The sequence below is a fragment of the Methylopila sp. 73B genome, from assembly GCF_000526315.1.
Classification (GTDB): Bacteria; Pseudomonadota; Alphaproteobacteria; order Rhizobiales; family Methylopilaceae; genus Methylopila.
Window position 1 is genome coordinate 2,679,278 of record NZ_JAFV01000001.1, and the last position, 17,498, is coordinate 2,696,775.

Sequence of the window (17,498 nt, forward strand, 5' to 3'; positions counted from 1 at the left end):
GCGATGGTGCTGGCCGCCGGCCTCGGCACGCGGATGAGGCCCATCACCGAAACCAAGCCGAAACCGCTGGTCGAGGTCGGCGGCGCGACGCTGGTCGACCACGTGCTGGACCGGCTGGCGGACGGCGGCGTCGCCCGCGCCGTCGTCAACGTCCACCACCACGCCGACCAGATGGAGCGGCACCTCGCCGCCCGGACCACGCCCGCGATCGCGATCTCCGACGAGCGCGACCGGCTGATGGATTCCGGCGGCGGCGTCGCGCGGGCGCTTCCGCTGCTGACGGGGGACGCCGTCTTCATCGCCAACGCCGACACCTTCTGGATCGACGGCGCCCGCTCCAACGTGGCCCGCATGGCCGAGGCCTGGGACCCGTCGCGGATGGACGCGCTGCTCATGGTGGCGGCGCTCACCGCCAGCGTCGGTTTCGACGGGGCCGGCGACTTCGCCTTCGCCGCCGACGGACGCCTCACCCGCCGCCCCGAGAACCAGGTCACCCCCTTCGCCTACGCCGGCCTCGCGGTGATGCCGCGCGCCGCGTTCGACGCCGCCGGCGACGCGCCGTTCTCGCTCAACCGGCTCTGGAACGAGGCGATCGAGCGGGAGCGCCTGTTCGGTCTCCGCCTCGACGGCCTGTGGCTGCACGTCGGCACGCCCGAAGCCATCGTCGAGGCCGACCGCGCCATCGCGTTGTCCGCGGCCTGAGCGGAGCGCCCGCGACGCTCGGGCGAGAATGGAAGACAGCGCGCGGCCGGCCATGCTACGCCTCCTCGCCCGACCGCCGCACAGGGACGACGCCATGGCCCTCGACGCCGAATCCATCATCGAGCGACGCGCGCTGCGGCGCCGGCTGGCGATCTGGCGCGTTGGCGCGATCGCGCTGGTCGGCCTCGTGATCCTGGTCGGCGCGCTTGCGGCCTTCGGGGGCGGCGAGCGGAAGCCCGGCCCGCGGGAGGCGCACATCGCCAAGGTCGAGATCTCGGGCGTCATCATGGACGACGAGAAGCGCCAGAAGCTGCTCAAGGACATCGACAAGAGCGAGGCCAAGGGCGTCCTGCTGGTCGTCAACAGCCCCGGCGGCGGCGTGACCGCGTCCGAGGACATCTATCTCGCCGTCCGCAAGATCGCCGAGAAGCGCCCGGTCGTCGCCGTGGTCGAGACGCTCGCGGCCTCGGGCGGCTACATCGCGGCCATCGCCGCCGACCACATCGTCGCCCGCGAGACCTCGATCACCGGCTCGATCGGCGTGCTGGCGCAGTACCCCAACTTCACCGGCCTGCTGGAGAAGCTCGGCGTCCAGGTGGAGTCGGTGAAGTCCTCGCCGTTGAAGGCCGCGCCGAACGGCGTTGAGCCGACCAGCCCCGAGGCGCGCAAGGCGCTCGAGGCGCTAATCCTCGACAGCTACGCCTGGTTCAAGACGCTCGTCTCGGAGCGCCGCAAGCTCGACGGCGAAGGCCTCGCGACCGTGGTCGACGGCCGCGTCTTCACCGGCCGCCAGGCGCTCGGCCTGAAGCTCGTCGACGAGATCGGCGGGGAAGACCAAGCCATCGCCTGGCTCGGGACCAAGGGCGTGAACGTCGATCTGCCCGTGCGCGACTGGAAGCCGGACCAGGGCGGGCTCGCACGTCTCGGCCTCGCCGGCATGGCGGCGTCCGCCGCGGACGCTCTGGGCTTTCCCGCCCTCGGCGCCGCGCTTCGCACCGGCGGAGACGGCCGCCCGCTGATGCTTGACGGGCTGCTCGCCCTCTGGCAACCTTCCGCTTAAAGGCCTTGTTTTCGAGGCACTTAAGCCGAAAGAGAAACCTGAGTGGCCGCGAGGCCGCATCTGGCGGAGGGGGACGGGGATGATCAAGTCCGAGCTCGTGACGCGCATTGCGGCCGAAAATCCACACCTCTACCAGCGTGACGTCGAGAACATCGTGAACGCCATCCTCGACGAGATCGTCGATGCGCTCGCCCGCGGCGACCGGGTCGAACTGCGCGGCTTCGGCGCGTTTTCGGTCAAGGCGCGCCCGGCGCGCGTCGGTCGGAACCCGCGCACCGGCGAGCACGTTCCCGTCGACGGCAAGGTGGTGCCGTTCTTCAAGACAGGCAAGGAGATGCGCGTGCGGCTGAACAAGGACGACCCGGCGGCGGCGGCGGCGGAAGCGAGCGCATGACCCTTCGTCGGCTCCTCACCGGCCTGATCGGCGTCCCGCTCTTCCTCATCCTCGTGCTGTTCGCCGTGGCGAACCGCCAGTCCGTCGTCGTCGGCTTCGACCCGTTTTCGCCCGAAGCGCCCGTGCTCGCCGCGCCGGGGCTGCCACTGTTCGCCGTGATCCTCGCCGCCGTGATGCTGGGCGTCGTGATCGGTGGGTCGGCCTCGTGGTTCCGCCAGGGCAAATGGCGCAAGGAGGCGAAAACCCGCCGCGCCGAGGTCTCGAAGCTCGAAGCCGAGACCGAACGCGCGCACCGCGAAGCCGCCGCCGCCCGGCAGGCGCTCGCGCTGCCGGCGCCCCGCCGCGAAGCCGCGTAACGCCCAACCGAACGGGTCGGTGCAAGCCGGCCCGCGACTTACCCCTGCGCCTTCCTGAGCGCCTTCAGCCGGTACAGCGCCTCGAGCGCGCCCTTTGGGCTGAGCTCGTCGGGGTCGATGCCGTCGAGCGCCTCCGCGACCGGGTCCGGCCCCGCCTCCGGCTTTGGACGAGCCGCGGCGAAGAGCGGCAGATCGTCGATCATGCGCTCCACCGGCGAGGCGCGGTCCGCGGCCTCCAGCTCGTCGAGCACCGCCTTCGCGCGACGCACCACCATCGGCGGCAGGCCCGCGAGCTTCGCCACCTGGATGCCGTAGGAGCGGTCGGCGACGCCGGGCGCGACCTCGTGCAGGAACACGACCTCGCCCTTCCACTCCTTCACCCGCACCGTGGCGTTGCGCAGCCGGCCGAGGCGGCGCGCGAGCGCGGTGAGCTCGTGGAAATGGGTCGCGAACAGCGACCGGCAGCGGTTGACCTCGTGCAGATGCTCGATCGCGGCCCAGGCGATCGACAGGCCGTCGAAGGTGGCGGTGCCGCGGCCGATTTCGTCGAGGATCACGAGCGAGCGCGGCCCCGCTGTGTTCAGGATGGCCGCGGTCTCGACCATCTCGACCATAAAGGTGGAGCGCCCGCGGGCGAGGTCGTCGGCGGCCCCGACGCGGCTGTAGAGCCGGTCCACCACGCCGATGTGCGCGGCCTTGGCCGGCACGTAGGCGCCGGCCTGCGCCAGCACGGCGCAGAGCGCCGCCTGCCGGAGGTAGGTCGACTTGCCGCCCATGTTGGGGCCGGTGACGAGTTGCACGATCCCGGCGTCGAGCTCCGTCTCCGACAGCGTGACGTCGTTCGGCACGAAGGGCTTTCCGCCGCGCTTCAGCGCCCGCTCGACCACGGGGTGGCGGGCGCCCTCCAGCCGGAAGTCGAGCGTGTCGTCCACGTGGGGACGGACATGCCCGGAGTCCACCGCAACCTCGGCCAGCGCCGCCGCCACGTCGAGCGAGGCCAGCGCCTCGGCGCAGGCGAGGGAGGCGTCCCAGCTCGCCGTCACCCGCGCCGCAAGCCGGTCGAACTGCGCGAGCTCGAGGCGCAGCGCGGTGTCGCCCGCCTCGCCGATCCGCCGCTCCAGGTCGCCGAGCTCGGTGGTGGTGAAGCGCATCGCGCCGGCCATGGTCTGGCGGTGCACGAAGGTCTCGCCATGGGGCGGCTTCAGCAGGCGCTCGCCGTGGGCTTGCGGCACCTCGATGAAATAGCCCAGCACGTTGTTGTGCTTGATGCGCAGCGTCCGCACGTCGGTCGCATCGGCGTAGCCCGCCTGTAGCCGCGCGATCACCTTGCGGCTCTCGTCGCGCAGCGCGCGCGCCTCGTCCAGCGCCGGGTCGGCGCCGGCGCGGACGAAGCCGCCGTCGCGCTTCAGGAGCGGGAGCTCGTCGTCGAGCGTCGCGGCGAGGTCGGCGCCGAGCGCATGGTCGGCGGCCCCGAGCGCGGCTGAAATCACGCCGAGCTCCTCCGCCGCCGGGACCAGCGGCGCGATCCGCGCGGCGAGCGCTTCGGCGGCCCTGAGCGCGTCGCGGATGGCGGCGAGGTCGCGCGGGCCGCCGCGCCCGAAAGCGATCCGCTGGGCGGCGCGGGCGAGGTCCGGCGCGCCGGCGAGCGCGGAGCGCACAGCGCGGCGGACCGCGGGCTCCTCGATGAAGGCGGCGACGGCGTCGTGCCGGCGGCGGATGGCGGCGACGTCGACCAGCGGCCCGGCGAGGCGCGCGCCCAACAGCCGCGAGCCGCCGGCGGTGACGCAGGCGTCGACCGCGTCGAGCAGGCTGCCCTCGCGCTGGCCCGCGAGCGTCCGCACGATCTCGAGGTTCGCCCGCGTCGCGGCGTCGATCTCCATCGCCGCGCCGCGACCCTCGCGGACGGGCCGCGCCAGCGGCGGGCGGCTCGCGAGCTGGGTGCGCTCGAGATAGGCGACGACGGCCGCCGCGGCCCCAAGCTCGGCCTTCGACAGCGCGCCGAAGGCCTCGGCGGTCGCGACGCCGAAATGCCCGGCGAGCCTCGCGTCGGCGCGGGCCGCGTCCGTCATGTCGCGGGGAATCGGCGTGACGGCGCCGCGGGTCTCGGCGGTCGCGGGCGCCACGTCGTCGACCAGCGCTTCGGGCACGAGGATCTCGGCCGGGTCGAGCCGCGCGAGCGCCGCCCCGAGGCTCGCGGGGGCCGCCTCTCCGACCGCGAAGGCGCCGGTCGAGACGTCCACATGGGCGACGCCGAACACCATGCCGCCGGCCTCTCCGCGGGCGCGGACGATCGCCACCAGGAGGTTCGCCCGCCGAGGCTCCAGCAGCGCGTCTTCGGTCAGGGTACCGGGGGTGACGAGGCGCACCACGTCGCGCCGCACGACGGATTTCCCGCCGCGCTTCTTCGCCTCCTTCGGGTCCTCGGTCTGCTCGCAGACCGCGACGCGATGGCCGGCGGCGATCAGGCGCTGGAGATAATCGTCGGCGCGGTCAACCGGCACGCCGCACATCGGGATGTCCTCGCCGAGGTGCTTGCCACGCTTGGTCAGCGTGATGCCGAGCGTTTTGCTGGCGACCTCGGCGTCCCGGAAGAACAGCTCGTAGAAATCGCCCATCCGGTAGAACAGCAGGCTGTCCGGATTGGCCGACTTGATCTCGACGTACTGCTCCATCATCGGCGTCACGCGCGCCGGGGCGTCTTGGACGTCGGTCATCGGAGGTCGCGGGTTCCGCTGCGGCAAGGGTCCTTCAAACGCGATTCCGCGCGTCGGCGCAAACGGAGGATGTGTATGAGCTGTTGAGGCGCAGCGCGTGCTTCGAAACGCCGACTGCCCGCGTCTCGAAGCAGCACGACCGCCCCAGACCTTCTGAACGAACCGTCAGGCCGCCCGGCGACCGGCGTCGCCGCCGTAGTAGTCGACGTAGCGCGGGTTGATCAGCGCCCGCGGCATCACGATCAGCACGTCGGTGGTGCCGAACTGGCGGTCGATCACCGCGCCGTCGCCGATGAAGGCGCCGAGCCGGAGATAGCCCTTGATCAGCGGCGGCAGCGCCTTGAGCGCGGCGCGCAGGTCGATCGCCTCCTTGGGCATCAGGTTCATGTCCGTCCGGCGTCCGGGAAGCGCCGACGCGCTCCACTCCGCAGGGGCGGCGTGGAAGTGGTGGAGGTAGGACAGCGGAAGCGCGAGGCGTTGCGGGTCGCAGCCGTCGAGGCTCGCGCAGCCGATCATCACGTCGACGTCGTGGGCCTGAACATAGGCCCAGATGCCCTGCCACAGCAGCTCCACCGTGCGCTTGTCGCGGTAGGCCTTCTCGACGCAGGAGCGGCCGAGCTCCAGGAACGACAGCCCGCGGTGGCGGGCGACGAGATCGTCGATCGCGAACTCGCCGGAGGTGTAGAATCCGAAGGCGCGGTCCGCCGCCTCCTGCCGCAGCAGGCGGTAGGCGCCGACCACGCGCGGCTTCTTCTTGAAGCCCTTCGGCTTGAACGGCGCGGCGGCCTCGCCGAAGGCGCGGGCGAACTCCGCGCCCTTCCCCTCGAGACCCTTCAGCTCGAAGCCCTGCAGCCCGAGCAGCGCCTTGGCGGGCTTCGGTCGCGGGGTGTGGTCGAGCACCAGCAGGTGGTCGCAGACGGCGTCGTAGGCGTCCATGTCGCGGCGCGCGAGCCGCGCCAGCGGGTCGGCGACCGCCGACAGCTCCTTGTAGAACACCTCGTAGCGCAGCCGCTGGGCGCGCTTCACGTCCCGGGGGCGTTCAGCGAGCCGGACCTCGAGCTGGCCGATGCGCCCGAGCGGCTTGGGCATGGCGTCGGCGGAGGCTTCGAGCGCGGCGCGGCTCGGCGTCAGGTCGAACGGGAAGCCCTTTCGCTTGGGCAACCCGACCGCATGATGGGACCGAAAGCGTCCGACGAGCGAGGGAGCGCCGGCGCGGGGAGCACGGACGATGGACATGCGGGCGTGCCTCTTGCGGACCGGCGGGGTTGGACCGCGCCTCGGGACGGAGCGGCCCGTCGGGCCGGCCTCGGGCCGCATCCGGCCCTTCCCTCACATCACCATAATCCGCGGACGCGAATGTGACAACGCAACCGCCGGAACGCCCTCACGAATTTCCGCCTCACGCCACCCGGGCCGCGACCGCCGCCTGAACCGCGAGCAGGCCTTCGAGCGCGCGGGCGTCGAGCGGTTTGGCCAGCAGATCGTCCATCCCGGCCTCGAGCGCCGCGGCGCGGTCCGCGGTCGAGACGTTCGCCGTCAGCGCCACGACGAGCGCCGGCCGCCGGTCGCCGGCGCGTTCGATCTCGCGCAGCCGCCGGGCGCAGGCGAGCCCATCGAGGCCCGGCATCCGGACGTCGACGAGCGCGGCGTCGAAGGTCTCCGCCTCGAACGCCGCGACGGCTTCGAGCCCGTCCTCGACCCTCACCACCGCGTGGCCGAGCCGTGAGAGATGGGCCACCGCAATGAGCGCGCTGACCGGGTCGTCCTCGGCCAGCAGCACTTTCAGGCCGCGCGTCTGGGGGAAGCTGACGGCCGGGCGGGTCTCCACCGGGACCTGTCCGCCCAGCGGACGCGGATCGTTGAGGCGGCTCGTGAGCGACGCCGCCCGCACCGGCTTTACCAGGTAGCCGTCGAAGCCGTCGGCGACGAGCGCAGGCAGTTCGCGGCGGTCCAGGGGCGTCAGCAGAGCGAGCGTCTTCTCGGCGCCGCCGAGGCGGGCCGCGGCCGCGAGGTCGCTGGCGCGCGCCTCGATCGCGCGGTCGATCACCACGGTGTCGGCCTTGAAACGACGGACGCGGGCCGCGAACTCGTCCGCCGGCTCCGGCGCGACGAGCCGGGCCTCCGCGCCCCATTCGGAGAGCTTCTCGACGAGCCAGGGCCCGCCGAACGGAGCGTGGGAGACGACGAGCAGACGGCGGCCGGCGAGGCTCGCCTCGGGCTGCGGCGCGGGAGCCGCGGCCGCGGCCGGCAGCGTGAGCGTGAAGACCGCGCCCTCGCCCGGGCGTCCGTCGGCCGTGAGCCGACCGCCCATGGCGGCGGCGAGCCGCGCGCTGATGGCGAGCCCAAGGCCGGCGCCGCCCGCGCCGGGGTCGGCGTCCCCACGCTCGAACTCCTCGAACAAGCGCTCGGCGTCCGAAGGCTCGAATCCCGGGCCGGTGTCGAGCACCGTGAAGCGCAGGCCGTCGCCGGTGGGATCGACCCTCAGGCCGACGCCGCCTGCGGCGGTGAATTTCACCGCGTTGCCGGCGAGGTTGAGCAGGATCTGCCGCACGCGCGCCGCGTCGCCGACGACCATCGCCGGCCCTTCGACGGCGACGCGCACGGCGAGGTCGAGGCCTTTGGCCTGGGCGCGCGGCGCCAGCAGCTCCGCCACGCCTTCGACCACTTCGGCGACGTCGAAGGGCGCGGTCTGCAGCGCCACCCGGTCCGATTCGATGCTGGAAAGGTCCAGCATCTCGTCGACCAGAGCGAGCATGCCCTCCGCGGAGATCTTCACTGCCGTGGCGTAGGTGCGCTGCTCGGCGGCGAGCGGCGTGCCGAGCAGGAGGTCCGTCGCGCCGATGACGCCGGAGAGCGGCGTGCGCATCTCATGGGTGACGGTGGCGAGAAAGCGCGTCTTGGCCTCGGAGACCGCGGCGGCGCGCTGCTTGGCGCTCTCGACGGCGCGGACGCCCTCGGTACGCGCGCGCTCCTCGCGCTCCTGCGCCGCCCAGACCGCGTCGCGCAAGCTCTCGGCCTCGATCGCCGCGTCCGAAAGCCGACGTCGAAGCGTCCAGCATCCGCCCGCCGCGATTAGCGCGACGGCGCCCGTGACGGCGAACAGCGCTTCGACCTCAATGCTCATGGCGCAACCTCCCGCCCCGCGTTCCACCGCAGGCGCGCGGGCATCCTAGGACGACGGCCTTGCGGAACTCTTGACGGAGGCCCACCTCGCCGGCTTGCCTATGCGTTTCCCCGAAGCCCGTCACGAACAGAGCAGCGATGAGCGTCGCCTTCACTAAAGAGCAGGAGAACGAGGCCACGGCCGCCGACCTGCCGGACCGCCCGATCTCGCCGCACCCCAATCTCGTGACGCCCGAAGGCCTGCGCCTGCTCGACGCGGCGCTCGCCGAAGCGCGCGCCGCCTACGCCGCGGCGCAGGCCACGGGCGACATCCAGCAGGACCGCACGGCCATGGCCCGCGCCACCCGTGACCTTCGCTACTACTCCGCCCGCCGCGCCAGCGCCGATCTGATCGAGCCCGCGGCGAACCCCGACACCGTGACTTTCGGCGGAGCGGTGACCTTCGACCGCGAGGACGGCCGCCGGCAGACCTTCCGCATCGTCGGCGAGGACGAGGCCGACCCGGCGAAGGGCTCGGTCTCCTATGTCTCCCCGCTCGCCCGCGCGCTGATGGGCAAGACCGTCGGCGACGCCGCGACGGTGGCGGGCGGCGAGGTGGAGATCGTCGCGATCAGCTGAGGCCGCCGCCTCACCCGCCCCGCGCCTTGGAGACCAGCGCCACCAGCCGCTTGCGCACGTCGCCGGCCGTCGTCGCAGGCGCGTCGAACGGCAGGTAGGCCGCGCGTCCGTCGAGGGCGATCTCGCAGCCGAGCGGATCGACGCCCTCGAAGCGCCAGTCGCCGTCCGGCAGTCCCAGCAGCTTCGTGGCGTAGAGCCGGGTGGCGTCGGCATGGTCCTCGTTCATGTGCGCGACGATCCCCTCCTCCGCCGCGACCAGCCCTTCGGCGCCGGCGACGTCCGTCCGCAGCTCGTCCCAGGACAGGTCGACGATGCGCCCGAAGCCGGCGACGAGGTGCGCGCCGTGGGGCTCCAGCCGGAGCATGTGGAAATCCGAGAACGCGAAATACATCGCCGATTCGGGCTGCCGCGCGAGCCAGCGCGCCTTCTGCTCGGTCTTGTCGACCGCGACGCAGGCGCCGAACAGCGTCACGCGCGGATGGGCGAGAGGGTCGCCGGCGCCGACGTCGGCGCAGAGCAGGCTGGCGCGCGGATCGCTCGCGAGATTGTGCGTGTGGCGGGCGAGATTGGACACGAGCAGCAGCGGCGCGCCGTCGGGCGCGGTCGCGAGCGCGGCCAACGAAACGTAGGGAGCCCCGTCGGGTCCGAGCGTCGCCAGACTGGCGCGCCGGGCGGACCGGAGCAGCGCGCGAGCGACCCCGACCGGATCGAAACCGGGACCGGCGGCAGGCTGCGGCGCGGCGGGTGCGGCTGTGGTCATCGGCGCGGCGCGCTCCGTTCCTGCGGGCGCCGACCAAGTGGCGCCTTGACAATCAAGGCCAATCGGCGCGTCCGTCACATTTAAGCCACTTGGCGCCGCTTCATGCGGCATGGGCTTTTCGACAAATGACGGCGACATGCCAACCATTGCTTTGGTCGACGACGACCGCAACATCCTGACGTCGGTCTCCATCGCTCTCGAAGCGGAGGGATACCGCATCCAGACCTACAACGACGGCGCCGCGGCCCTTGAAGGGCTGAAGACGTCGCCGCCGGACCTTGCGATCTTCGATATTAAGATGCCGCGCATGGACGGGATGGAGCTGCTGCGGCGGCTGCGCCAGAAGTCCGAGCTGCCAGTCATCTTCCTGACGTCCAAGGACGAGGAGATCGACGAGCTGTTCGGCCTCAAGATGGGCGCGGACGACTTCATCCGGAAGCCGTTCTCGCAGCGCCTGCTGGTCGAGCGCGTCAAGGCGGTGCTGCGCCGCGCCGCCGCGAAGGACCCGGCCGCGCCGGGCGCCGTCGCCAAGGGCCCGGACAGCAAGGCGCTCGAGCGCGGCCTGCTGATGATGGACCCCGAGCGCCACACCTGCACCTGGAAGGGCGAGGCGGTGACGCTGACGGTCACGGAGTTCCTCATCCTGCAGGCGCTGGCGATGCGCCCCGGCGTGGTGAAGAGCCGCAACGCCCTGATGGACGCGGCCTATGACGACCAGGTCTACGTCGACGACCGCACCATCGACAGCCACATCAAGCGGCTGCGGAAGAAGTTCAAGTCGGCGGACGACGACTTCGACATGATCGAGACGCTGTACGGCGTCGGATACCGCTTCAAGGAAATCTGAGCCGCGACCCGCCGGGCCGCGTTCGGACGGACAACGGAATGAGCGTCGACGCGGAACGGCCGGACGAGATCGCGACGGTCGACGCCGACGACGACGCCGCGCGCCCCTCTCTCAAAGAGCGCGTCAAAGCCGCCTTCCTCGCGCTGCGGATGCTGGGCTTCTCCAGCCTGACGCGCCGCATCGTCATCCTGAACCTCGCCGGCCTCGTCGCGCTGCTGTCGGGCATCCTCTACCTCAACCAGTTCCGGGCGGGGCTGATCGACGCCCGCGTGCAGAGCCTGCTGATCCAGGGCGAGATCATCGCCGGCGCGATCGCCTCGTCCGCCACCGTCGACACCAACCAGCTCTACGTCGACCCGGACCGGCTGCTCGAGCTCCAGGCCGGGGAAAGCGCCTCGCCGAACGACGAGGGGCTGACCAGCCTCGAGTTCCCGATCAACCCCGAACGGGTCGCGCCGGTGCTTCGCCGGCTCGTGACGCCGACCCGAACCCGCGCGCGCATCTACGACCGCGACGGCGCGCTGCTGCTGGATTCGCGCTCGCTCTACGCGCGCGGCGACATCCTGCGCTTCGACCTGCCGCCGCCCCAGAACCGCGAGCCCACGCTCATCGACCAGGCGGTCCGCACCGTAAAACGGTGGTTCCGACGCTCCGACCTGCCGATCTACGAGGAGATCGGCGCGTCCAACGGGCGGGCCTACCCCGAGGTCAAGCGCGCGATCTCCGGGACGCCGGAGAGCATCGTGCGCGTGAACGACAACGGCGAGATCATCGTCTCGGTCGCGGTGCCGATCCAGCGCTTCCGCGCCGTCACCGGCGTGCTGCTGCTCTCGACCCAGGGCGGCGACATCGACGCCATCGTGCAGGCCGAGCGCTTCGCGATCGTCCGCGTCTTCCTGGTGGCCGCCGCCGTCATGGTGGTGCTGTCGCTGCTGCTCGCAAGCACGATCGCGGGCCCGGTGCGCAAGCTCGCCGATGGGGCCGAGCGGGTCCGCAACGGCGTCCGCCGGCGCGCCGAGATCCCGGACTTCACCAACCGGTCCGACGAGATCGGCCACCTCTCCGGCGCGCTGCGCGACATGACCAATGCGCTCTATGCCCGGATGGAGGCGATCGAGCGCTTTGCGGCCGACGTCGCGCATGAGCTCAAGAACCCGCTGACGTCGCTCCGCTCGGCGGTGGAGACGCTGCCGCTCGCCCGCAACGAGGACTCGCGCCAGCGCCTGCTCGCCGTGATCGAGCACGACGTGCGCCGGCTCGACCGGCTCATCAGCGACATCTCCGACGCGAGCCGGCTCGACGCCGAGCTCCAGCGCCAGGACACCGAGCCGGTGGACGTGGTGAAGCTGCTCTCCACCGTGATCGACATGCAGAACAGCGTCACCCGCGACGACGGGATCGCCGTCGCGCTGACCGTCACCGACGCAGCCCAGGGCCGCGACGCCTATCTGGTGCTCGGCCACGATTCGCGGCTCGCGCAGGTCGTGACCAACCTGATCGACAACGCGCGCTCGTTCTCGCCCGAGGGCGCGACGGTGCGCGTGCTCTGCCGCCGCTCCAAGGCCTCGGTCGAGATCGTCGTCGAGGACAGCGGCCCCGGCATTCGGCCCGACGCCATCGAGAAGATCTTTGAACGCTTCTACACCGACCGGCCGGACCAGGGGTTCGGCCAGAACTCCGGCCTCGGCCTGTCGATCTCCCGCCAGATCGTCGAGGCGCACAACGGCCGCATCCGCGCGGAAAACCGCGTCCGCAAGCCCGTCAACGAGGGCGACGAACCCAAGATTCTGGGCGCGCGCTTCGTCGTGCGTCTGCCGGCGGCGCTGGCGTGAGCGCGCCTACGGTCCATGCGAGCGTCGTGGTGATCGGCGAAGCCGGCGTTCTCATCCGCGGGGCCTCGGGCGCCGGCAAGACCACGCTCGCGCTCGCCCTGGTGCGCGAGGCTGCGCGCGACGGTCGGTTCGCCCGCCTCGTCGCCGACGATCGTGCGCGGCTGACGGCGGTCAACGGCCGCCTGGTCGCCGAGGCGCCGGAGGCGACCGCAGGTCTCGCGGAGGTGCGGGGCCTCGGCGTCGTCGCGGAGGCCTTCTGTCCGGCGGCGGTCGTGCGGCTGGTGGTCGATCTCGGCGCCGCCGCCCCGCGCTCTCCCGAGCCGGCCGAGCTTCGCACGGAGGTGGAAGGGGTCCCGCTCCCGCGACTTCAGGTCGCAGGACACGACCCCGGCGGCCTCATGCTGGCGTGCCAGACTGTTTTGCGCATGCTGTCGCACGCGGGTTGTGGCGGCTCCGCACTTGCGTTCGCGCCGCAACATGAAAAACTGCCTCTTCCGGCGCCCTCGGCGCCTCTTTTCAGGTCGATCCGCGACGGCACGCCGCGCGACGACCTCGACCCGGAGCGCAAACAAGCTTGCGCGGAGACTGCATGATAGGCCTCGTACTCGTAACCCATGGGCGGCTCGCCTGTGAGTTTCGTTCCGCGCTCGAGCACGTCGTCGGACCCCAGGGCCAGATCGCGACCATCACGATCGAGCCCGAGGACGACATGGAGCTGCGTCGGGGCGACATCATCGCCGCGGTCCGCGAGGTCGACACGGGAGACGGCGTCGCCGTCCTCACCGACATGTTCGGGGGCACCCCGTCCAACCTGGCGATCTCCTGCATGGAGGGCCGCAAGGTAGAGGTCATCGCCGGCATCAACCTGCCGATGCTGATCAAGCTCGCCAGCGTCCGCTCCGACCTTCCGCTTGACGCGGCGGTGGTGCAGGCGCAGGAGGCGGGGCGCAAGTACATCAACGTCGCGAGCCGCGTGCTCTCGGGCAAATAGGCTTTTCCCTTTCCTCCCTTTCCCAGAGTGTGATGGTCCAGGACGCCGCCGCAATGATCGAGACGAGCGACAGCCGCGTTTCCTGCGAGCTCCCGATCATCAACAAGCGGGGTCTGCACGCGCGCGCCTCCGCGAAGTTCGTCCAGGTCGTCGAGCGGTTCAACGCGGACGTGCGCGTCAGCCGCGCCGGCGAGACGGTGGGCGGCACGTCGATTATGGGGTTGATGATGCTGGCCGCGGCGCCCGGCACCACGATCCACGTCGAGGCCAAAGGCGCGGACGCGGGAGAGGCGATCGAGGCGATCGCGACCCTCGTCGCGAACCGCTTCGGCGAGGACGAGTAGGCCTCAGCCGGCCCTGTCCGGGTCCATCCGCTCGACGATCAGCTTCGCCACGATGGTCAGCAGCGCGATGCCGGCGAGCACGGTCGCCGCCGCGAAGGCGCCGGCCGCGTTGTAGTCCTGGTACAGCAGCTCGATCTGCAGCGGCAGCGTGTTGGTGACCCCCCGGATCGAGCCCGACACCACCGACACCGCCCCGAACTCGCCCATCACCCGCGCGTTGGTCAGCACCGCGCCGTAGAGCAGCGCCCAGCGCACGTTGGGCAGCGTCACGCTCCAGAGCGTCCGCCAGCCCGACGCGCCCAGCGACAGCGCCGCCTCCTCCTCGTCCGAGCCCTGCTGCTGCATCACCGGCAGGATCTCGCGCGCCACGAAGGGGGCGGTGACGAAGAGGCTCGCCAGCACGATCGCGGGATAGGCGAACATCACCTTGATCCCGAGCGCGTCGAGCGTCGGGCCGAACCAGCCCTGCGCGCCGTAGACGAAGAGATAGGCGACGCCGGCGACGATCGGCGAGATCGAGAACGGCAGCTCCACCAGCGCCGTCAGCAGGCCCTTGCCTGGAAATTCGAACTTCGCGATCGCCCAGACGGCCGCGACCCCGAAGGCGACGTTGACCGGAACCGCGACGAGCGCGGTCAACACGGTGAGGCCGATCGCGTGGACGGTGTCAGGCGCGGCGAGGTTCGACAGGTAGACGCCGAGACCCGCCTTGAAGGCCTCCACGAAGATGATCGCGAGCGGCCCGACGATCAGCAGCGCGGCGCCCAGCATGACGAGAGTGAGCAGCAGCGGCCGGAAGACCGGCCCGTCGCCGACGCGGGAGCGACCCTTCGCGCTCATGACGCGGTCCTCGTCCAGCGCAGGCTCCAGAGCTGGATGGCGTTGACCACCAGCAGCATCAGGAAGGCCGCGCCGAGCATCACGGAGGCGATCGCGGCCGCCGCCGGGTAGTCGTACTCCTCCAGGCGGATGAACACGAGCAGCGCCGCGATCTCGGTGCGGAACGGCTGATTGCCGGCGATGAAGATGACCGCGCCGAACTCGCCGAGCGAGCGGGCGAAGGCGAGGCTGCAGCCGGCGAGGAAGGCCGGGAAGATCGCGGGGAAGATCACGCGCGCGAAGATCCGGGCCTGGCCGGCTCCGAGCGTCTCCGCCGCCTCCTCCACGTCCGCCGTGAGATCCTCCAGCACCGGCTGCACGCTCCGCACCACGAAGGGCAGGCTGGTGAAGGTCATCGCGGCGACGATGCCGAGAGGGGCGTAGGCGACCTTGATCCCGAGCGGCTCCAGAAATTGCCCGTACCAGCCGTTCCCGGCGAACAGCGCGGTGAGCGCGACGCCCGCGACCGCGGTCGGCAGCGCGAAGGGCACGTCGACCAGCGCGTCCAGCAGGCGTTTGCCGGGAAAGTCGTAGCGCACGAGCGCCCAAGCGAGCGCGAGGCCGAACACCGCGTTGATCGCGGTCGCCCCCAGCGCGGAAAAAACGGTGACGCGGAAGGCGGCCAGCGCGCGGTCGCCGGTGACGACCGTCACGAACCGCGCCCAACCGAGGTCCGCCGCCTGCCAGACGAGCGCCGCCAGCGGCAGCAGCACGATCACGCCCACATAGAGGAGCGTGCAGCCCATCGCGAGCCGGAAGCCGGGGAGGATCGTTCGGGGCATGCGGGCTCGAAGGCGCTGGAGACGAGGGGCGTCATCCCGGCCGGAGCGGCGTCAGCCGCGCAGAGCCGGGATCGTCGGAGGAAAAGGCGCCAAGCCCCGATGGCGATCCCGGCTCCCGCTTCGCTCGGCCGGGATGACGTCCTTCCCTGCGCTAGCCTTTAGCGCCCCACGAACAGCTGGTCGAGCTTGCCGCCCGACGCGAAGTGGACGTCGTTCGCCTTCTTCCAGCCGCCGAACACGGCGTCGACCGTCAGAAGCTCGACCTTCGGGAACTGCGCCGCGGTCGCCGCCGTCACCTCGGCGTCGCGCGGGCGGTTGTTGAAGGAGGCGATGATCTCCTGCGCCTTGGGCGAATAGAGCCACTCGAGATAGCCGGTGGCGACCGCGCGGCTGCCGCGCTTGTCGACGACCTTGTCCACCACCGAGACGGGGAAGTCCGCGAGCAGGCTGACCGGCGGCACGACCACGTCGACCTTGTCGGCGCCGTACTCCTTCTTCACCGCGGCCGTCTCGGCCTCGAAGGTCACCAGCACGTCGCCGATGCCGCGCTCCACGAAGGTGGTGGTGGCGCCGCGGCCGCCGGTGTCGAACACTGGCACGTTTGCGAGCAGCTTCTTCACGAAGTCGTCCGCCTTAGCCTCGTCGCCGCCGTAGGCCTTCAGCGCGAAGGCGTAGGCCGCGAGATAGGTGTAGCGGGCGTTGCCCGACGTCTTGGGGTTCGGGAACACCACCTTCACGTCCGAGCGGACGAGATCGTCCCAGTTCCTCACGCTCTTCGGGTTGCCGGCGCGCACCACGAAGGCCGGCAGGGAGAAGTAGGGCGAGGCGCCGTTCGGCAGGCGCGTGCGCCAGTCGGAGGCGACCGCGCCCTTATCAGCCAGGAACTGCACGTCGAGCTCCTGGTTGAAGGTCACCACGTCGGCGTCGAGGCCTTCGAGGATCGAGCGCGCCTGCTTGGAGGTCCCTGCATGGCTCTGGTTGATGGTGACCTCGGTCCCCGACTTCGCCTTCCAGTCCGCCGCGAAGGCCGTGTTCAGCGCCGCGTAGAGCTCGCGGCCCACGTCGTAGGAGGCGTTGAGGATCGTGGTGGGCTCCGCGGCGCCGGCCGGGGCTGCGGCGAAGGCGACGAGGCCGAGCGCGAGAGCGACGCGGCGGAGGAAAGCGGCCATGACAGGCTCCAATGCGGCGGCAGGCGCGCCGGTGTGCGAGAGGGCCGTTGGCGGCGCATCGCCGGCCGCGGCCAAGGCGCTGCATATAGCAATCTACCGTATGTTTGTCGACTTTATGTATAAATCCAATTTTGCTCTGTGCATTTTTAGCGGATCGTGCGTCGTGATTGACGTTGCGCGCCCGAACGCCGACATGCGAAGCGAACCCGCCGGCGGACGCGCCGCGGCCTGAGGACGCGCGATGCCGGTCGAGATCAAGATCTGCGGTCTGTCGGACGAGGCGACGCTGGAAACGGCGCTCGACGCCGGCGCGAGCCATGTGGGCTTCGTCTCGTTCCCCAAGAGCCCGCGGCACGTGGGGCCGGAGCACGCGGGCGAGCTCGCGCGGCGCGCCCGCGGCCGGGCCAAGATCGCGCTGCTGACCGTCGACGCCGACGACGCCGCGCTGGACGCTCTGGTCGCGGCGCTCGATCCCGCCATCCTGCAACTGCACGGCCACGAGACGCCGGAGCGGGCGGCGGCGATGAAGGCCCGTTTCGGCCGCGAGGTGTGGAAGGCGATCCCGGTCGCGACCGCCGACGACCTGACCGTGGCCGCCGCCTATTCCGGCGTCGTCGACCGCGTGCTGTTCGACGCCAAGCCTCCCAAGGGCGCGGACCTCCCCGGCGGCAACGGCGTCGCCTTCGACTGGGATCTCCTTGCCGCGCTTGACCCCAGCCTGCGCTTCGTGCTTTCCGGAGGGCTTACGCCCGAGAACGTGGCCGAGGCCGTTGCGCGCACCCGCGCGCCCGCGGTCGACGTCTCCTCGGGCGTCGAGAGCGCCCCCGGCGTCAAGGATCAGGACCGCATCCGGGCGTTCGTCCGCGCCGTACGATCAGGCGGCTGACCGCACACGCGCCAGCCGTCGCGCATCTTGATGAAGGCTTC

19 protein-coding genes are annotated in these 17,498 nt (G+C 71.4%); 12 read left to right on the plus strand and 7 right to left on the minus strand.

Annotation, left to right across the window (positions count from 1 at the left end; translation table 11 throughout):
- Nucleotides 1-3: 3 nt before the first annotated feature.
- The 4 genes from K244_RS0112945 to K244_RS0112960 all read left to right on the plus strand — a co-directional run bounded on the left by K244_RS0112945 (nt 4) and on the right by K244_RS0112960 (nt 2,512).
- Nucleotides 4-702 carry a nucleotidyltransferase family protein gene (locus K244_RS0112945; protein WP_036306728.1) on the plus strand — a complete coding sequence of 233 codons (699 nt, stop codon included), beginning with the start codon at nt 4-6 and terminating at the stop codon, nt 700-702.
- A 94-nt stretch (nt 703-796) separates the two neighbouring features.
- Nucleotides 797-1,762 carry a signal peptide peptidase SppA gene (gene sppA, locus K244_RS0112950; RefSeq protein ID WP_020186700.1) on the plus strand — a complete coding sequence of 322 codons (966 nt, stop codon included), beginning with the start codon at nt 797-799 and terminating at the stop codon, nt 1,760-1,762.
- Between the two features lie 79 nt (nt 1,763-1,841).
- The gene (gene ihfB, locus K244_RS0112955) at nt 1,842-2,156 is read left to right on the plus strand and encodes an integration host factor subunit beta (protein ID WP_020186701.1); all 315 of its coding nucleotides are present in this window, start codon (nt 1,842-1,844) and stop codon (nt 2,154-2,156) included.
- Complete coding sequence (locus K244_RS0112960; RefSeq protein WP_020186702.1) at nt 2,153-2,512, plus strand: LapA family protein; 360 nt, start codon at nt 2,153-2,155, stop codon at nt 2,510-2,512. The genes ihfB and K244_RS0112960 overlap by 4 nt, the downstream gene beginning before the upstream one ends.
- 38 nt (nt 2,513-2,550) lie before the next feature.
- On the opposite strand, the gene mutS is transcribed toward K244_RS0112960, so the two are convergent.
- From mutS to K244_RS0112975, 3 genes are all read right to left on the minus strand, one after another.
- Nucleotides 2,551-5,226 (minus strand): DNA mismatch repair protein MutS, encoded by a 2,676-nt coding sequence (mutS, locus tag K244_RS0112965; protein WP_020186703.1) that lies wholly within the window; start codon nt 5,224-5,226, stop codon nt 2,551-2,553.
- 165 nt (nt 5,227-5,391) lie between these two features.
- Entirely contained in the window at nt 5,392-6,315 is a 924-nt protein-coding gene (locus tag K244_RS0112970) for a GNAT family N-acyltransferase (RefSeq protein ID WP_245259818.1), read from the minus strand.
- 310 nt (nt 6,316-6,625) lie between these two features.
- The gene (locus K244_RS0112975; protein ID WP_020186705.1) at nt 6,626-8,350 is read right to left on the minus strand and encodes an ATP-binding protein; all 1,725 of its coding nucleotides are present in this window, start codon (nt 8,348-8,350) and stop codon (nt 6,626-6,628) included.
- Between the two features lie 137 nt (nt 8,351-8,487).
- Here K244_RS0112975 and greA point away from each other — a divergent pair, with 137 nt between their 5' ends.
- Nucleotides 8,488-8,967, plus strand: a complete 480-nt coding sequence (gene greA / locus K244_RS0112980; protein ID WP_020186706.1) for a transcription elongation factor GreA — start codon at nt 8,488-8,490, stop codon at nt 8,965-8,967.
- 10 nt (nt 8,968-8,977) lie between these two features.
- On the opposite strand, the gene K244_RS0112985 is transcribed toward greA, so the two are convergent.
- On the minus strand, nt 8,978-9,727 hold the full coding sequence (locus K244_RS0112985) for a DUF2470 domain-containing protein (protein WP_020186707.1): 750 nt from the start codon (nt 9,725-9,727) through the stop codon (nt 8,978-8,980).
- 136 nt (nt 9,728-9,863) lie between these two features.
- On the opposite strand from K244_RS0112985, the gene K244_RS0112990 reads away from it, so the two are divergent.
- The 5 genes from K244_RS0112990 to K244_RS0113010 are packed head-to-tail and all read left to right on the plus strand — an operon-like array spanning nt 9,864 to nt 13,741.
- A complete protein-coding gene (locus tag K244_RS0112990) occupies nt 9,864-10,574 on the plus strand; it encodes a response regulator transcription factor (protein ID WP_024816488.1) in 711 nt (236 codons plus the stop codon).
- A gap of 38 nt (nt 10,575-10,612) precedes the next feature.
- Nucleotides 10,613-12,406 carry a sensor histidine kinase gene (locus tag K244_RS0112995; protein WP_020186709.1) on the plus strand — a complete coding sequence of 598 codons (1,794 nt, stop codon included), beginning with the start codon at nt 10,613-10,615 and terminating at the stop codon, nt 12,404-12,406.
- Nucleotides 12,403-12,999, plus strand: coding sequence for an HPr kinase/phosphatase C-terminal domain-containing protein (locus K244_RS22735; RefSeq protein WP_081761480.1), 597 nt, complete (start codon nt 12,403-12,405; stop codon nt 12,997-12,999). Before K244_RS0112995 ends, K244_RS22735 begins: the two co-directional genes overlap by 4 nt.
- Nucleotides 12,996-13,397, plus strand: coding sequence for a PTS sugar transporter subunit IIA (locus K244_RS0113005; protein WP_020186711.1), 402 nt, complete (start codon nt 12,996-12,998; stop codon nt 13,395-13,397). The genes K244_RS22735 and K244_RS0113005 overlap by 4 nt, the downstream gene beginning before the upstream one ends.
- 53 nt (nt 13,398-13,450) lie before the next feature.
- Entirely contained in the window at nt 13,451-13,741 is a 291-nt protein-coding gene (locus tag K244_RS0113010) for an HPr family phosphocarrier protein (RefSeq protein WP_020186712.1), read from the plus strand.
- Between the two features lie 3 nt (nt 13,742-13,744).
- Here the strand turns inward: K244_RS0113010 and cysW are convergent, their stop codons facing one another.
- From cysW to K244_RS0113025, 3 genes are all read right to left on the minus strand, one after another.
- A complete protein-coding gene (cysW, locus tag K244_RS0113015; RefSeq protein ID WP_020186713.1) occupies nt 13,745-14,581 on the minus strand; it encodes a sulfate ABC transporter permease subunit CysW in 837 nt (278 codons plus the stop codon).
- The gene (gene cysT, locus K244_RS0113020) at nt 14,578-15,402 is read right to left on the minus strand and encodes a sulfate ABC transporter permease subunit CysT (RefSeq protein WP_020186714.1); all 825 of its coding nucleotides are present in this window, start codon (nt 15,400-15,402) and stop codon (nt 14,578-14,580) included. The genes cysW and cysT overlap by 4 nt, the downstream gene beginning before the upstream one ends.
- Before the next feature lie 158 nt (nt 15,403-15,560).
- Nucleotides 15,561-16,571 (minus strand): sulfate ABC transporter substrate-binding protein, encoded by a 1,011-nt coding sequence (locus tag K244_RS0113025; RefSeq protein ID WP_020186715.1) that lies wholly within the window; start codon nt 16,569-16,571, stop codon nt 15,561-15,563.
- Here K244_RS0113025 and K244_RS23645 point away from each other — a divergent pair.
- A complete protein-coding gene (locus K244_RS23645) occupies nt 16,570-16,803 on the plus strand; it encodes a hypothetical protein (RefSeq protein WP_155931734.1) in 234 nt (77 codons plus the stop codon). The genes K244_RS0113025 and K244_RS23645 overlap by 2 nt on opposite strands.
- Before the next feature lie 9 nt (nt 16,804-16,812).
- Complete coding sequence (locus tag K244_RS0113030) at nt 16,813-17,457, plus strand: phosphoribosylanthranilate isomerase (RefSeq protein WP_020186716.1); 645 nt, start codon at nt 16,813-16,815, stop codon at nt 17,455-17,457.
- Nucleotides 17,458-17,498 lie beyond the last annotated feature (41 nt).

Excerpts from the sequence above, each read along its gene's own strand:
- K244_RS0112945 (WP_036306728.1), top strand. The coding sequence starts at position 4 with ATGGTGCTGGCCGCCGGCCTCGGCACGCGGATGAGGCCCATCACCGAA.
- sppA (WP_020186700.1), top strand. The coding sequence starts at position 797 with ATGGCCCTCGACGCCGAATCCATCATCGAGCGACGCGCGCTGCGGCGC.
- ihfB (WP_020186701.1), top strand. The coding sequence starts at position 1,842 with ATGATCAAGTCCGAGCTCGTGACGCGCATTGCGGCCGAAAATCCACAC.
- K244_RS0112960 (WP_020186702.1), top strand. The coding sequence starts at position 2,153 with ATGACCCTTCGTCGGCTCCTCACCGGCCTGATCGGCGTCCCGCTCTTC.
- mutS (WP_020186703.1), bottom strand. The coding sequence starts at position 5,226 with ATGACCGACGTCCAAGACGCCCCGGCGCGCGTGACGCCGATGATGGAG.
- K244_RS0112970 (WP_245259818.1), bottom strand. The coding sequence starts at position 6,315 with ATGCCCAAGCCGCTCGGGCGCATCGGCCAGCTCGAGGTCCGGCTCGCT.
- K244_RS0112975 (WP_020186705.1), bottom strand. The coding sequence starts at position 8,350 with ATGAGCATTGAGGTCGAAGCGCTGTTCGCCGTCACGGGCGCCGTCGCG.
- greA (WP_020186706.1), top strand. The coding sequence starts at position 8,488 with ATGAGCGTCGCCTTCACTAAAGAGCAGGAGAACGAGGCCACGGCCGCC.
- K244_RS0112985 (WP_020186707.1), bottom strand. The coding sequence starts at position 9,727 with ATGACCACAGCCGCACCCGCCGCGCCGCAGCCTGCCGCCGGTCCCGGT.
- K244_RS0112990 (WP_024816488.1), top strand. The coding sequence starts at position 9,864 with ATGCCAACCATTGCTTTGGTCGACGACGACCGCAACATCCTGACGTCG.
- K244_RS0112995 (WP_020186709.1), top strand. The coding sequence starts at position 10,613 with ATGAGCGTCGACGCGGAACGGCCGGACGAGATCGCGACGGTCGACGCC.
- K244_RS0113005 (WP_020186711.1), top strand. The coding sequence starts at position 12,996 with ATGATAGGCCTCGTACTCGTAACCCATGGGCGGCTCGCCTGTGAGTTT.
- K244_RS0113010 (WP_020186712.1), top strand. The coding sequence starts at position 13,451 with ATGATCGAGACGAGCGACAGCCGCGTTTCCTGCGAGCTCCCGATCATC.
- cysW (WP_020186713.1), bottom strand. The coding sequence starts at position 14,581 with ATGAGCGCGAAGGGTCGCTCCCGCGTCGGCGACGGGCCGGTCTTCCGG.
- cysT (WP_020186714.1), bottom strand. The coding sequence starts at position 15,402 with ATGCCCCGAACGATCCTCCCCGGCTTCCGGCTCGCGATGGGCTGCACG.
- K244_RS23645 (WP_155931734.1), top strand. The coding sequence starts at position 16,570 with ATGACAGGCTCCAATGCGGCGGCAGGCGCGCCGGTGTGCGAGAGGGCC.
- K244_RS0113025 (WP_020186715.1), bottom strand. The coding sequence starts at position 16,571 with ATGGCCGCTTTCCTCCGCCGCGTCGCTCTCGCGCTCGGCCTCGTCGCC.
- K244_RS0113030 (WP_020186716.1), top strand. The coding sequence starts at position 16,813 with ATGCCGGTCGAGATCAAGATCTGCGGTCTGTCGGACGAGGCGACGCTG.